Annotated in this window: 13 protein-coding genes; 10 read left to right on the top strand and 3 right to left on the bottom strand. The window is 69.9% G+C overall.

The window, feature by feature from the left end; genetic code table 11:
• The first annotated feature begins 37 nt into the window (after positions 1-37).
• The 3 genes from tuf to ACWXWW_RS03770 all read left to right on the top strand — a co-directional run bounded on the left by tuf (position 38) and on the right by ACWXWW_RS03770 (position 3,576).
• Positions 38-1,231, top strand: a complete 1,194-nt coding sequence (gene tuf / locus ACWXWW_RS03780; protein ID WP_271174467.1) for an elongation factor Tu — start codon at positions 38-40, stop codon at positions 1,229-1,231.
• Positions 1,232-2,011: 780 nt separating this feature from the next.
• Positions 2,012-2,329 carry a GIY-YIG nuclease family protein gene (locus tag ACWXWW_RS03775; RefSeq protein ID WP_455968846.1) on the top strand — a complete coding sequence of 106 codons (318 nt, stop codon included), beginning with the start codon at positions 2,012-2,014 and terminating at the stop codon, positions 2,327-2,329.
• 410 nt (positions 2,330-2,739) lie between these two features.
• The gene (locus ACWXWW_RS03770; protein ID WP_455968844.1) at positions 2,740-3,576 is read left to right on the top strand and encodes an aldo/keto reductase; all 837 of its coding nucleotides are present in this window, start codon (positions 2,740-2,742) and stop codon (positions 3,574-3,576) included.
• Here ACWXWW_RS03770 and ACWXWW_RS03765 read toward each other — a convergent pair.
• Both ACWXWW_RS03765 and ACWXWW_RS03760 read right to left on the bottom strand, forming a co-directional pair.
• Positions 3,573-4,016 (bottom strand): GbsR/MarR family transcriptional regulator, encoded by a 444-nt coding sequence (locus ACWXWW_RS03765; RefSeq protein ID WP_455968843.1) that lies wholly within the window; start codon positions 4,014-4,016, stop codon positions 3,573-3,575. The two genes, ACWXWW_RS03770 and ACWXWW_RS03765, sit on opposite strands and share 4 nt — an antisense overlap.
• Complete coding sequence (locus ACWXWW_RS03760) at positions 4,016-4,843, bottom strand: alpha/beta fold hydrolase (protein WP_455968970.1); 828 nt, start codon at positions 4,841-4,843, stop codon at positions 4,016-4,018. The genes ACWXWW_RS03765 and ACWXWW_RS03760 overlap by 1 nt, the downstream gene beginning before the upstream one ends.
• Before the next feature lie 136 nt (positions 4,844-4,979).
• Here ACWXWW_RS03760 and ACWXWW_RS03755 point away from each other — a divergent pair, with 136 nt between their 5' ends.
• Together ACWXWW_RS03755 and ACWXWW_RS03750 are read left to right on the top strand one after the other, a co-directional pair.
• On the top strand, positions 4,980-5,612 hold the full coding sequence (locus tag ACWXWW_RS03755) for a VanZ family protein (protein WP_455968841.1): 633 nt from the start codon (positions 4,980-4,982) through the stop codon (positions 5,610-5,612).
• Between the two features lie 92 nt (positions 5,613-5,704).
• Positions 5,705-6,037 carry a DUF7882 family protein gene (locus tag ACWXWW_RS03750; RefSeq protein ID WP_271174472.1) on the top strand — a complete coding sequence of 111 codons (333 nt, stop codon included), beginning with the start codon at positions 5,705-5,707 and terminating at the stop codon, positions 6,035-6,037.
• Positions 6,038-6,416: 379 nt separating this feature from the next.
• On the opposite strand, the gene ACWXWW_RS03745 is transcribed toward ACWXWW_RS03750, so the two are convergent.
• Entirely contained in the window at positions 6,417-7,382 is a 966-nt protein-coding gene (locus ACWXWW_RS03745; RefSeq protein WP_455968839.1) for a helix-turn-helix transcriptional regulator, read from the bottom strand.
• Positions 7,383-7,444: 62 nt separating this feature from the next.
• On the opposite strand from ACWXWW_RS03745, the gene ACWXWW_RS03740 reads away from it, so the two are divergent.
• The 5 genes from ACWXWW_RS03740 (at position 7,445) to ACWXWW_RS03720 (ending at position 12,300) form a co-directional block, all read left to right on the top strand.
• On the top strand, positions 7,445-8,581 hold the full coding sequence (locus ACWXWW_RS03740) for an epoxide hydrolase family protein (protein ID WP_455968838.1): 1,137 nt from the start codon (positions 7,445-7,447) through the stop codon (positions 8,579-8,581).
• A gap of 390 nt (positions 8,582-8,971) precedes the next feature.
• Entirely contained in the window at positions 8,972-10,144 is a 1,173-nt protein-coding gene (locus ACWXWW_RS03735; RefSeq protein ID WP_455968836.1) for a sensor histidine kinase, read from the top strand.
• Positions 10,141-10,809 (top strand): response regulator, encoded by a 669-nt coding sequence (locus ACWXWW_RS03730; protein ID WP_455968834.1) that lies wholly within the window; start codon positions 10,141-10,143, stop codon positions 10,807-10,809. Before ACWXWW_RS03735 ends, ACWXWW_RS03730 begins: the two co-directional genes overlap by 4 nt.
• Before the next feature lie 79 nt (positions 10,810-10,888).
• Positions 10,889-11,563: a helix-turn-helix domain-containing protein gene (locus ACWXWW_RS03725; RefSeq protein WP_455968833.1), complete on the top strand. Its 675-nt coding sequence runs from the start codon at positions 10,889-10,891 to the stop codon at positions 11,561-11,563.
• Positions 11,542-12,300, top strand: coding sequence for a hypothetical protein (locus ACWXWW_RS03720; RefSeq protein ID WP_455968832.1), 759 nt, complete (start codon positions 11,542-11,544; stop codon positions 12,298-12,300). Before ACWXWW_RS03725 ends, ACWXWW_RS03720 begins: the two co-directional genes overlap by 22 nt.
• Positions 12,301-12,310: the final 10 nt, after the last annotated feature.

Raw genomic sequence — 12,310 nt, 5'->3', positions numbered from 1 at the left:
ACCGTGATCTCTGCACGACCGTCCTGAGGAGGACCCAGTGGCTAAGGCCAAGTTCGAGCGCACCAAGCCGCACGTGAACATCGGAACGATCGGTCACGTCGACCACGGCAAGACGACGCTCACCGCGGCGATCTCGAAGGTGCTCGCTGACAAGTTCCCGTCGGCGACCAACGTGCAGCGCGACTTCTCGTCGATCGACTCCGCTCCTGAGGAGCGCCAGCGCGGCATCACGATCAACATCTCGCACGTCGAGTACGAGACGCCGAAGCGTCACTACGCTCACGTCGACGCCCCGGGTCACGCCGACTACATCAAGAACATGATCACCGGTGCCGCCCAGATGGACGGCGCGATCCTCGTGGTCGCCGCGACCGACGGTCCCATGGCTCAGACCCGTGAGCACGTTCTGCTCGCCAAGCAGGTCGGCGTTCCCTACCTGCTCGTCGCGCTGAACAAGGCCGACATGGTCGACGACGAGGAGATCCTGGAGCTCGTCGAGCTCGAGGTCCGCGAGCTCCTCTCGTCGCAGGACTTCGACGGCGACAACGCTCCCGTCGTCCGCGTCTCGGGCCTCAAGGCTCTCGAGGGCGACGAGAAGTGGACGCAGTCGATCCTCGACCTCATGGAGGCCGTCGACGAGTCCATCCCCGACCCGGTGCGTGACAAGGACAAGCCGTTCCTCATGCCCATCGAGGACGTCTTCACGATCACCGGTCGTGGCACCGTCGTCACGGGCCGCGCCGAGCGTGGCACGCTCGCCATCAACTCCGAGGTCGAGATCGTCGGCATCCGCCCGACGCAGAAGACCACGGTCACGGGTATCGAGATGTTCCACAAGCAGCTCGACGAGGCGTGGGCCGGCGAGAACTGCGGTCTTCTCCTCCGTGGCCTCAAGCGCGAGGACGTCGAGCGCGGCCAGGTCGTCGTGAAGCCGGGCTCGGTCACCCCTCACACCAACTTCGAGGGCACCGCGTACATCCTCTCGAAGGACGAGGGTGGCCGTCACAACCCCTTCTACACGAACTACCGCCCGCAGTTCTACTTCCGCACCACGGACGTCACCGGCGTCATCACGCTGCCTGAGGGCACCGAGATGGTCATGCCCGGCGACACCACGGACATGACGGTGGAGCTCATCCAGCCCATCGCCATGGAAGAGGGCCTCGGCTTCGCGATCCGTGAGGGTGGCCGCACCGTCGGCGCCGGCACGGTGACCAAGATCATCAAGTAAGTTCTTCCGAACCTGCTTCGTCAGCGGGGTCGCCCTTCGGGGCGGCCCCGCTTTCGTGTGTCCGGGGTTCTGTCGCGTCCACGTGCGGGCATTGCACGAGCGGATGGCCCTGCCCCGGTCGTTGAGCGAGCGGAGCGAGTCGAAACGTGGTGACCTCTCGAAGGAGGGCCGCGGCGTTTCGTCTCGGTCGCTGGCGCTCCCTCCCTCAACGACCGGGGGTGAGCGGATGGCCCTGCCCCGGTCGTTGAGCGAGCGGATGGCCCCGCCCGGTCGTTGAGCGAGCGGAGCGAGTCGAAACGTGGTGACCTTTCGGGGTACGGTCGCGTCGTTTCGTCGCGGTCGCGGGCGCTCCCTCGCTCAACGCCCGGCGGTGAGCGGATGGCCGCTTCCGGCCGTTGAGCGAGCGGAGCGAGTCGAAACGTGGCGACCTCTCGAAGGAGGGCCGGTCGCGTCGTTTCGTCTCGGTCGCTGGCGCTCCCTCGCTCAACGACCGGGGGTGAGCGGATGACCCTGGTTCGGTCGTTGAGCGAGCGGAGCGAGTCGAAACGCGGTGACGTTTCGAGGGCCGGTCGGGGCGTTTCGTCTCGGTCGCTGGCGCTCCCTCGCTCAACGACCGGGGGTGAGCGGATGGCCCTGCCCCGGTCGTTGAGCGAGCGGAGCGAGTCGAAACGTGGCGACCTCTCGAGGGCCGGTCGCGTCGTTTCGGGCGCTCCCTCGCTCAACGACCGGCCCTGTGGACAACTTCCACGGCGCCGCACGACCGGTGGCTACTGTGCCGACATGCCATACGTCTACATCCTGGAGTGCGCTGACGGCACCTACTACGTCGGAAGCACCCGCGACCTCAACAGGCGGTTCTTCGAGCACCAGGAGGGGCTCGGCGCCGCGTACACCCGGCGCCCCGGCCGGCGTCCGGTCACGATGGTCTGGCACAACGAGTTCGAGCGGATGGACGACGCCTTCCGTTGGGAGAAGCAGATCCAGGGATGGAGCCACGCGAAGCGCAAGCTCCTGATCGAGGAAGGGCTCGGCGCAGTCATCGGCTGGAGCAAGCGGCAGCGCGATGCGGCGAAGCGCCGTCCGGATGTCGACACGTGAGGCCACGAGGCACGGTCGCGTCGTTTCGTCTCGGTCGCTGGCGCTCCCTCGCTCAACGACCGGGGGTGGGCGGATGGGCACCTTCCGGTCGTTGAGCGAGCGGATGGCCCCGTCCGGTCGTTGAGCGAGCGCAGCGAGTCGAAACGTGGTGACCTTTCGAGGGTCGGCCGGGGCGTTTCGTCTCGGTCGCTGGCGCTCCCTCGCTCAACGACCGGGAGGCGGCGTTTCGTCTCGGTCGCTGGCGCTCCCTCGCTCAACGACCGAGCGGGCCGCGGCGTTTCGTCTCGGTCGCTGGCGCTCCCTCGCTCAACGACCGGGAGGCGAAGCTCCCTCGCCCGCCGAATCGCAAGAACCCCCGCCACGGTGTCAAGCCGCTCGCGCCATCCGCCGTCGCCGTCTAGGAAAGACGCATGACCATCCCCACCTGGACTGCACATGGCGGGCTCGAGCTGCCCGTCCTCGGATTCGGCACCTACCGCCTCAAGGGATCGGATGGCGCGGATGGCGTCGCGCGCGCGATCGAGAAGGGCTACCGGCTCATCGACTCGGCCTTCAACTACGAGAACGAGGGCACGGTCGGCGCGGGTGTGCGGCGGGCCGGGATCGATCGCGACGAGGTCATCGTCACGTCGAAGCTCCCGGGTCGGCATCACGCGTACGACGAGGCGCTGGAGACGATCGAGGAGAGCGTGTTCCGGTCTGGGCTCGGCGATCTCGACCTCTATCTCATCCACTGGCCCAACCCGAAGACCGACCGGTACGTCGAGGCGTGGGAGGCGCTCATCGAGGCGCGCGAGCGCGGGCTCGTGAAGGCGATCGGGGTGTGCAACTTCCTGCCCGAGCACCTCGAGCGGCTCGAGCGCGAGACCGGCGTGCTGCCCGAGGTGAACCAGATCGAGATGCACCCGTACTTCCCGCAGGAGGAGCTGCTGCGGTTCGACGCGGAGCACGGCATCCTCACCGAGGCGTGGAGCCCGCTCGGGCGCGGCAACGACCTGCTCGAGAACGAGGTCATCGTCGACATAGCCCGCAAGCACGGCGCGACACCCGGCCAGACGGTGCTCGCGTGGGCGATCGCCCGGGTGTCGATCCCGATTCCGAAGGCGGCGAGCGACGAGCGGCAGCTCGAGAACCTCGGCGCGCTCGAGGTGGAGCTCGACGAGGAGGACATCGCGGCGATCACGGCGCTCGGGCGCGCGGATGGCCGACTCGCCGACCAGGATCCCGCCGAGTACGAGGAGTTCTAGGTCGCGCGGCGAGCTCGTGCGCGCAGCACGTGCTCGCCCGCCTCGACGTACGACGTGAACAGCTCGGTCACGTCGCGCAGTCGGTCTGCGGTCTCGGGCGTCTCGGTGAGGCTCTCGGCGGCCTGCAGCGTACGGATGAACGCGCGTGCGCGCTCATGGCTCGCCGCGAGCAGGCTCTCGAATCCTCCCGCCGCCTCGACGAGGAGGCGCCGGCTGCCCGGCTGGGGGATGGTGCGGGCGAGCCCCCACGCCACGAGTTCGCGGACGGCGGTGCTCACGGCTCCGGCACTGAGCGAGAGCTCGGCGCGCAGCTCCTCTGCGCGGGACGGCTCATCCTGGAGCAGGAGATAGCCGTAGACCCGGCCGGTTGCGCGAGGGAGGTTCCACGCGGCGAGTCTGTCGCCCATCGCGTCGATGAACTGCTCGCGGTCCGCGCTCATCAGCGGCGCCCTGCGCGGCCGGGCTCCGCGGCACGCCACTCGTCGAGGATCTCGCACAGCGTGCGAGACGTCTCCGCGGGCGCATCCCAGGTGAGGATATGCCCGGCGCCGGGGATGACCCGTTCGCGCACGTCCTCGGCCGCCGCCCACCGCGCCATCGCCGACGCGATGTTCCCCGTTCGATCCTCCGCGCCGCGCACGAGGGCGAGCGGCACGGGGGAGAGGTAGGTGGGATCCGGCTGCACGAACGAGGTCGTCGCCCGCCAGACGTCGAGGAAGACGCGCTTGGGCATCCGCGCGAACACCGACTCGGCTCGAGTCACCGCCTCCGGCCGCACAGCCGACGCACGGGCCATCAGGCGCGCCATGGTCCGCGCCGGCATCGCCGCGAGCGCAGGCGCGGCGAGCCGGAGGCCGAGCCGCTCCATCGCGGACAGAGGGCCGGTGTTCCACGTCGACCCGAGCACGATCAGACCGCTCACGCGATCAGGGTGCGCACGCGTGAAGGCCTGGGCGAGGTTGCCGCCGAGCGAATGCCCCACGAGCACCGGCGACGGATGGCCGCAGGCCGAGAGAAGAGCGTCGAGATCCCGCAGCGCGTCCTGCGCGGCGAAGCGCGTGCCCGCCTCCATCGCGGATTCTCCGTGCCCGCGCAGATCGCAGACGATGACGCGGATGCCGCGCTCGATCAGGGCGCCGGCCTGGTCGTCGAACATCGTGTGGTCGAGGCCCGCCCCGTGGAGCAAGACGACGGCCTGCTCGCCGCTGCCTGCGTCCTCGTACGCGAGCTGCGCGTCCCCTCTCTCGAGCCGCTTCGTCAAATTCACCACTTTCTGAAAATAACCCATCGGACACGACGCGGCCACCCACCCCCGGTCACCCAACCGTTACCCGAGGCACCGATGATTGCCAGGTGACACCGCCTATCGTCGAGGGCATCATCTGCTCCAGAGGAGGCACCGCATGACCGACGTCCTCGGACCGAAGCCGCCCCGCAGTCGCGCTCGCCTGTGGGTCGCCACGCTCCTTCTTCTCGTCTACGCGGGCTTCGTCGCTCTCGTCACGCTCTGGCCCAACCCGAGCGACCTCGAGTTCGGCGGCATCGCCGACCGCGTGCTGAACGTGCTGTACCGCTTCGGCGTGCCCGAGTCGTTCGGCTTCGACGAGCTCGAGTTCACGGCGAACATCGGCATGTTCGTGCCTCTCGGCTTCTTCCTCGGTCTCGCGCTGCCGCGGCGCGGATGGTGGCTCGCGCTGTTCCTCGTGCCCGGCTACTCCGGTTTCATCGAGTTCACGCAGGCGACGGCCCTCGAGTCGCGCGTCTCGAGCATTCTCGACGTCTTCGCGAACACGACCGGCGGCTACATCGGCCTCCTCTTCGCGATGACGATGCGCGCCATGATCTACGCGCGCGACCGGCGCATCATCGCGCGTGCCATCTGGGAGCGCGACGCGGAGATCATCCGCGCCCGGCAGCATCTGCTTCCGCAGCAGCGCGTGACGCAGCGGGAGCCCGACCCGGCGACGCGGATCTTCGAGCAGCAGCCCGCCTGGCGCGACCCTCAGGACGCGCCGACCGAGCGGCTCCCGTTCTGAAACCGAAAGTTAACTTGGCTAATCGCTTCCATGTCTAGTAACCTCCGAAGAGTGGGCAGACGCTCACGGGTCGACGAACGAGGGGGCACGTCATGGGCAGGATCTTCTACGGCACGAGCGACCAGGCGATCGAGATCGAGGACCGGCTCCTCGCGCACGTCCAGGCCGTCGTGATCACCAAGCTGCGGCGCGGGGAGTCCTTCTCCCTCACGTGCCGCGCGGCGGATGGCTCGCGCGAGACGATGTGGGTCAACTCCGCGATCCCGATCCGCATCGTCCTCGACGAGGAGACGGATGGCCGACTCGACCGGGAGCTGCTCGTGCAGCTCGTCGAGGCGGCGAACTCGAACCGTGGGCTCGACGTGACCGAGCTCATGGCCGAGTCGGCGTCTGCACGACGCCGGGATCTGCCGCGCGCCGCCTGAAGGGGCAGGCACCTGCATCCGGTGGGGGAGCCGGGCACAGGGGATGACGCGCAGCGAATATGACCGAGAGGAGACGGGCCGAACGTCGGGGGACGTTCGGCCCGCTTCGCATGTCCGGATGGTGCGGGCTCAGGAGGCGCTCGTCCCGGTCGTCGAGCGAGGGAGCCCGAGCGCACTCGTCCCGGTCGTCGAGCGAGGGAGCGCGAGCGCACGCATTCCGGCCGTTGAGCGGGGAGCGCGAGCGCACTCTCCCCGGTCGTTGAGCGAGGGAGCGCCAGGGCACTCTCCCCGGTCGTTGAGCGAGGGAACGCCAGCGACCGAGTCGAAACGCGGTGACCGTTCCTCCACAGCTCACCCCGTTTCGTCTCCCTTCGCGCGCTCAATGACCAGAAGGCGCGCCGCCCGCCGCCCGCTGGAGTCGCGCGGCGAGCCGTGCGAGCGCCGCGACGACTTCGTCGCCCTCGAGCACCTCGATGTCCGCGCCGAGCTGCGTCAGCGAGAGCGCGAGCCGGTCGGGGTCGTTCGAGCCGAGTTCGAAGCGGCACGTGCTCTCGTCGATCTCCTCGATCTCGATCGGGATGGGGATCCGCGCGGCGACCTCGGCGGCCGGTGCATGCACGACCACGCGCGCGCGGTACGTCCAGGTCGACCGCGCGACGCGGCGCACGACGAAGTTAACGACCTCCTCCTCGGGGATGACCCGCGGTCGGAACCGCGCGCCCGTCGGCGCGTGCGGCACCATCCGATCGACGCGGAAGATGCGCCAGTCGTCGCGGGCGAGATCCCACGCGAGCAGGTACCAGAGCGGCCCCCAGTTCACGAGCCGCTGCGGCTCGACGTGGCGCGGCTCGGTGCGGCCGTCGTGCGTCGTGTACCCGAAGCGCAGCCGCTCATGGCTGCGGATGGCCGCCGCGACTGCGCCGAGCACGGGGAGCTCGACCGGGCCGCCCGGATCGGGCACGGCGCTCGTCGCCGCGCGCACGGCCTCGACGCGCCGGCGCAGATGCGAAGGCAGCACCTGCTCGAGCTTCGCGAGGGCGGTGAGGGATGTCTCCTCGACGCCGACGCCTCGGGTCGCGATCGCGCCGAGCCCGAGCGCGACGGCGACCGCCTCGTCGTCGTCGAGGAGGAGCGGCGGCATCGCCGTGCCGGCGGCGAGGCGGTACCCGCCCGAGACGCCCGGGCGCGCGTCGACCGGATAGCCGAGCGCGCGCAGGCGGCCGATGTCGGCGCGCACGGTCCGCGTGCTCACGCCGAGGCGCTCCGAGAGCGCCGAGCTCGTCCAGTCGCGTCGCGCCTGAAGGAGTGAGAGCAGCTCGAGCAGGCGGGCCGAGGTCTCCAGCATGCCTCGATCATCCTCCGAATCGCGGAAGCTCATCGTCCGCATTGCCTGGAAGCGTCGACGTCATGACCGAAAGCACAGCTCTCACCCCCTTCCGCATCGACATCCCGCAGGCCGGCCTCGACGATCTGCGTGATCGGCTCGCGCGCACGCGCTGGCCGCACCCGGTGCCGGGTCGCGACGACCCGCGAGACTTCAGCCGGGGCATCCCTCTCCCGTACCTCCGCGAGCTCGCGGAGTACTGGCGCGACGGGTTCGACTGGCGTGCGCAGGAGGCTCGGCTCAACGAGCTCGAGCAGCTGACGACCGTCGTCGACGGCCAGACCCTCCACGTCGTGCACGTGCGGTCGTCCGACCCCGCCGCCACGCCGCTGCTCCTGAATCACGGATGGCCGGGCTCGTTCATCGAGTACGAGCGGATCATCCCGATGCTCGCCGACGACTTCCACCTCGTGATCGTCTCGCCGCCCGGGTTCGGCTTCTCGACTCCGCTCTCGGGCACCGGATGGGAGCTCGCGCGGACGACGGATGCCTTCGCCGAGATCATGACGCGGCTCGGCTACGAGCGGTTCGCGGTCCACGGCACCGACATCGGCTCCGGCGTCGCCGGCCGTCTCGCCGCGGTCTACCCCGAGCGCGTGATCGGCATGCACCTCGGCATCGATCGAGCGGTGCTCGGGCTCGTGGGGGCGGTCTTCCCGCGACCCGACGGACTGTCGGAGGCCGAGGCGGCCGAGCTCGACGCGATCCTGGCGGCGAGCGCCGCCGAGCGCGGCTACCTCGAGATGCACAACCACCGCCCCGACACGATCGGTGCGGCGCTGACCGACTCGCCCGCGGGGCTCCTCGCGTGGATCGGGGAGAAGTTCAAGGTGCGGTCAGGCGACGGGTACGGCGCGCCCGTGGTGGATCGCGACCAGCTCCTCGCCGATGTGAGCCTGTACTGGTTCACCCGCAGCGGCGCTTCGAGCGCGCAGTTCTACTACGAGGGCGCGCACTCCGGGGTGATGCCGCTCATGGGCGGCCCGGTGCCCTCGGCCTGGGCGGCGTTCGACACGCACCCGCTGCTGCGTCGCACGATGGATCCGGCGAACCGCATCGAGCACTGGAGCGACTTCACTGAGGGTGGTCACTTCCCCGCGATGGATGCGCCGGAGCTGCTCGCCGCGGACCTGCGGGGCTTCCTCCGCGGGCTCAGCTGAGGGTTGCTCGACCGCACCAGGGGGTGTCCCTCGGCCGCACCGGGGGTTGCTCGGCCGCACCTGGCTGTTCAGGTCGCAGTTTCGGCCCTCAAACGCCGGGTTAGGGGACGGCTTTTGCGACCTGGGCGTCCGGCGGGGTGTTCAGGTCGCAGTTTCCGCCCCGAAACATCGGGTTAGGGGCCGGTTTCTGCGACCTGGGCAGTTGGGCGTGTGTTCGGGTCGCAGTTTCGGCCCTTAAACACCGGGTTAGGGGACGGTTTCTGCGACCTGGGCACCCACCCCCTCCACATCCCGAAGCGGCACTCACCCCACAACCCCTTACGGGCACCGCCGCCGCCCTCACCCGCGCGGGGGAGGCGCGGCGGTGCCGGGGCGCGGCACGATGGAGCCGTGACCGCAACCGACGCCGACCGTCGCGGGCCGCTCGTCGCGGCGGCGCTCCTGTGCGCGATCGCCCTGCCGATGACGATCGCGATGCTCGTGCAGCTCGTCGCGCCCGTGCAGGGCGGGGCGTGGGCGACGTGGATCGGCGCGCTCGCTGTCGTGCTCCACGCGGCCGCCTTCGCATCGCCGTGGTTCCCGCGCATGGCGTTCGCCGTCGGAGCCGCGGTGATGCTCGCACTCGCTCTCATGGCCGACGCCGGCACCTCGAGCGCCGCCCTCGTGCCGTCGGCGGTGGCGTTCCTCCTGCTCGAGTGGCAGGTCGCGTCGACCCAGGGGCGTGCGACGGCCGTCGCGGCGCTGGCCGTCGGCATTATCGGCGCGTTCGTCATCACGGGCGTCGACGTCGTCTCGACGCGGCAGGCCGACCCGGCGCTCATCGCCTTCGAGGTCATCGCGCTCGCCGCGGTCGTGGGCGCGGCGTGGGCCCTCGGAAGGTCGGCGCGGCGACGCCGCATCGCAATGGCCGAGCGCGAGCGGCAGCAGGTGCGGGATGCTCTCGCCGCCGAGCGTGCGCGGATCGGGCGCGACCTGCACGACGTCGTGTCGCACTCGCTCACGGTCATGATCGCCCAGGCCGAGGCCGCGCGCGTGCTCACGAGCGAGCCGCGTGCGGCGGATGCCCTCGCCCGCGTGGCCGACACCGGGCGCTCGGCGATGCAGGGGCTGCGCGGGATGCTCCGCGTGCTCGACGAGGCGGATGCCGGTAGAAGCGCGCTCGACGAGACCGCGCCCGCGCCGGATCTCGCGTCGCTCGCCGCTCTCGTGGCCGGCGCGGGATCATCCGATCACCGCCTCTCGTTCATCGAGACCGGGCATCCGCGCCCGCTCGCGCCCGACGCCCAGCTCGCGCTGTACCGCGCCGCGCAGGAGTCGATCACCAACGCCGTGCGCCACGTGCGCCCGCCGGTCGAGGTGAGCGTCGAGCTCGCATGGGGAGACCGGGATGTGCGCCTCGCCGTTGCGGATGACGGCGGCGCCGGCCCGCGCGACGATCCGGGCGGCGGCACGGGACTCATCGGGATGGCCGAGCGTGTGCGCCAGGCGGGCGGCGCGCTCGAGGTGCACAGGGGAGCGGGATGGATGGTGCAGGTGACGATGCCCGTGGAGCAGGGCGCATGATCCGGGTGCTGCTCGCCGATGATCAGGAGCTCCTGCGCGACGCGCTCACGACCATCCTCGGCGCGGACGCGCGCCTCGAGATCGTCGGGGGAGTGGCGGATGGCGCGGCCGCGGTCGAGTACGTGCGCGCGCACGACGTCGACGTGGTGCTGATGGATGTGCGGATGCCCGGGATGGACGGGATCCGCGCGACCGAGGAGGTGCGGCGGGTACGGCCGTCGACGCGCGTGCTCGTGCTGACGACGTTCGACGTCGACGAGTACGTGTTCGGCGCTATCCGGGCAGGAGCGAGCGGGTTCCTCACGAAGGACGCGCGCCCCGACGCGCTCGTCGACGCGATCCTGAGGGTGGCCGCGGGTGATGCCGTCATGGCGCCGCGGGCCACGGCGCTCCTGCTGCAGCACGTGCGGAGGCAGGCGGCTCCGGCAGGCGGCGACCCGCTTGCCGTGCTCAGCCCGCGCGAGCGCGAGGTCGCCTTGCTGCTCGCTCGCGGGGCGTCGAACGACGACATCGGGCGCGCGCTGTACCTCACCGGCAACACGGTCAAGACGCACGTGAAGGCGATCCTCGCGAAGCTCGGCCTCGCCGATCGGATCCAGGTCGTCATCTGGGCGTACGAGCACGGCGTCGTCGAGCCGGGCGCTCTCGGGCGCTCGGTGCACTAGGCGAGGCGGTCGCGCATCGGCCTGGTGTTGTTGCGACGGGGATGCAAAACTATTCCTCAGAAGGAAGGGTTTTGCGAAGATGGACGTGACCACGGACGAGGCCGCAATCCGGCTCGGTGTATCGCGACGACGCGTCATCGAGATGCTGCATGCGGGGGACCTCGCCGGCCGGCAGGTGCACCGCACATGGCTTGTGGATCTCGCCTCGGTGAGGGACCGACAACTGATCGGGTCCAGCGGAGGACGCCCGCTCAGTCAGACCTCCGCGCGCGACGTGATCGACTTCCTCTCCTTCGGAGCCCGCACGAGCGGGGCATCGCGGAAAGCGCGGAACAGCGCGGTGCACCGTTCCACGGCCGGCCTCGTTGCCGTGCTCAGCCAGGCCGTGGTCGTCAGACGGTACGACTCGCGGCACTCCGCGCAGCTCGCGGAGCACCTCCATCTGACGGGGGAGAGCGCCCTCGACCAGATCATCGAAGCGCCGGGTGCCAACCTCATCGGGCGGACCCGCGCCATCCAGGGATATCCCCGTGGCACGACTCTTGAGGAGTTGACGGATGAGTTTCTGCTGATCCCCGACTCCGATGGGGAGATCGCCATACATGCGTTTCGCGACGGCGAGTTCCCGTGGGCGAGCACTCCTCCCGCTTTGATCGCGGTCGATGCCGCACGGTCGCCGCGCGCGCGAGTACGCGAAGCAGGCCTGCGTGCTCTGGAGGAGATGAGAGAGCGATGGGCAAGCAGGGTCATCTGATCGAGGTGCCGGGGACCCTGCCACCTTGGTCCCTCGCCTTCGAGCTTGCGGAGAGCATGCCTGAGAGGAGCTGGGCTCTCGTCGGTGGACTCATGGTCCAGGCGCATGCGTTGCGAGCGGGAATCGAAGAGATCCGGCCGACTTCTGATCTGGACATGCTGCTCAATCTCGCGTCGGCGTCGGTCGGCACGATCGGAGCGTCGCTGCGGAGCCTCGGATTCTCTGCGTTGGATTCGTCCGAGGGCAGTCCTCTCCACCGATTCGTGAGAGACGAGGATGTCGTCGACGTGATGGTCGCTCGGAACGCGTCGCGCGCTGTCTGGTCGCTGAGGCCCGTGCTTCGTGCGCCCGGGACCGCGCAAGTGCTCTCGCGGCTTGATCGCTACACGTTTGCCGACGGCGCGAGGCGGGTCGAGATCGACGTCCCGAATCCACTCGGCGCGCTCATCGTCAAGTCCGCCGCCTTTGTCGTCGACTCACGGAATCCTGAGCGTCACGTCGAGGACCTGGCGGTGTTGTCGGCCGCGGCTGGCCCAATACGTCGCCTCGGCCTGGAAGAACTGTCGAGGAAGGACCGGCGCCATCTCAGCCGAGTCCTTCCGTTGATGCGCGATGAGACGCACCCGGCGTGGAGCGTACTCGGCAGGCTCGACCGACAGGTCGGTCAGCGGGTTTGGGCAGCGATCGAAGAAGCCGTCCCGCCGGGAGGCTCTCGCAGAAGGCGCCCTGAGAATTAGCGCTCAGCCT

It is taken from the genome of Microbacterium sp. KNMS, from assembly GCF_053851835.1.
This window is presented reverse-complemented; position numbering and strand designations above follow the sequence as displayed.

Coding starts and splice junctions, on each gene's coding strand:
- ACWXWW_RS03725 (WP_455968833.1), top strand. CDS start 10,889: ATGGACGTGACCACGGACGAGGCCGCAATCCGGCTCGGTGTATCGCGA.
- ACWXWW_RS03750 (WP_271174472.1), top strand. CDS start 5,705: ATGGGCAGGATCTTCTACGGCACGAGCGACCAGGCGATCGAGATCGAG.
- ACWXWW_RS03730 (WP_455968834.1), top strand. CDS start 10,141: ATGATCCGGGTGCTGCTCGCCGATGATCAGGAGCTCCTGCGCGACGCG.
- ACWXWW_RS03740 (WP_455968838.1), top strand. CDS start 7,445: ATGACCGAAAGCACAGCTCTCACCCCCTTCCGCATCGACATCCCGCAG.
- ACWXWW_RS03755 (WP_455968841.1), top strand. CDS start 4,980: ATGACCGACGTCCTCGGACCGAAGCCGCCCCGCAGTCGCGCTCGCCTG.
- ACWXWW_RS03770 (WP_455968844.1), top strand. CDS start 2,740: ATGACCATCCCCACCTGGACTGCACATGGCGGGCTCGAGCTGCCCGTC.
- ACWXWW_RS03775 (WP_455968846.1), top strand. CDS start 2,012: ATGCCATACGTCTACATCCTGGAGTGCGCTGACGGCACCTACTACGTC.
- ACWXWW_RS03745 (WP_455968839.1), bottom strand. CDS start 7,382: ATGCTGGAGACCTCGGCCCGCCTGCTCGAGCTGCTCTCACTCCTTCAG.
- ACWXWW_RS03720 (WP_455968832.1), top strand. CDS start 11,542: ATGGGCAAGCAGGGTCATCTGATCGAGGTGCCGGGGACCCTGCCACCT.
- ACWXWW_RS03765 (WP_455968843.1), bottom strand. CDS start 4,016: ATGAGCGCGGACCGCGAGCAGTTCATCGACGCGATGGGCGACAGACTC.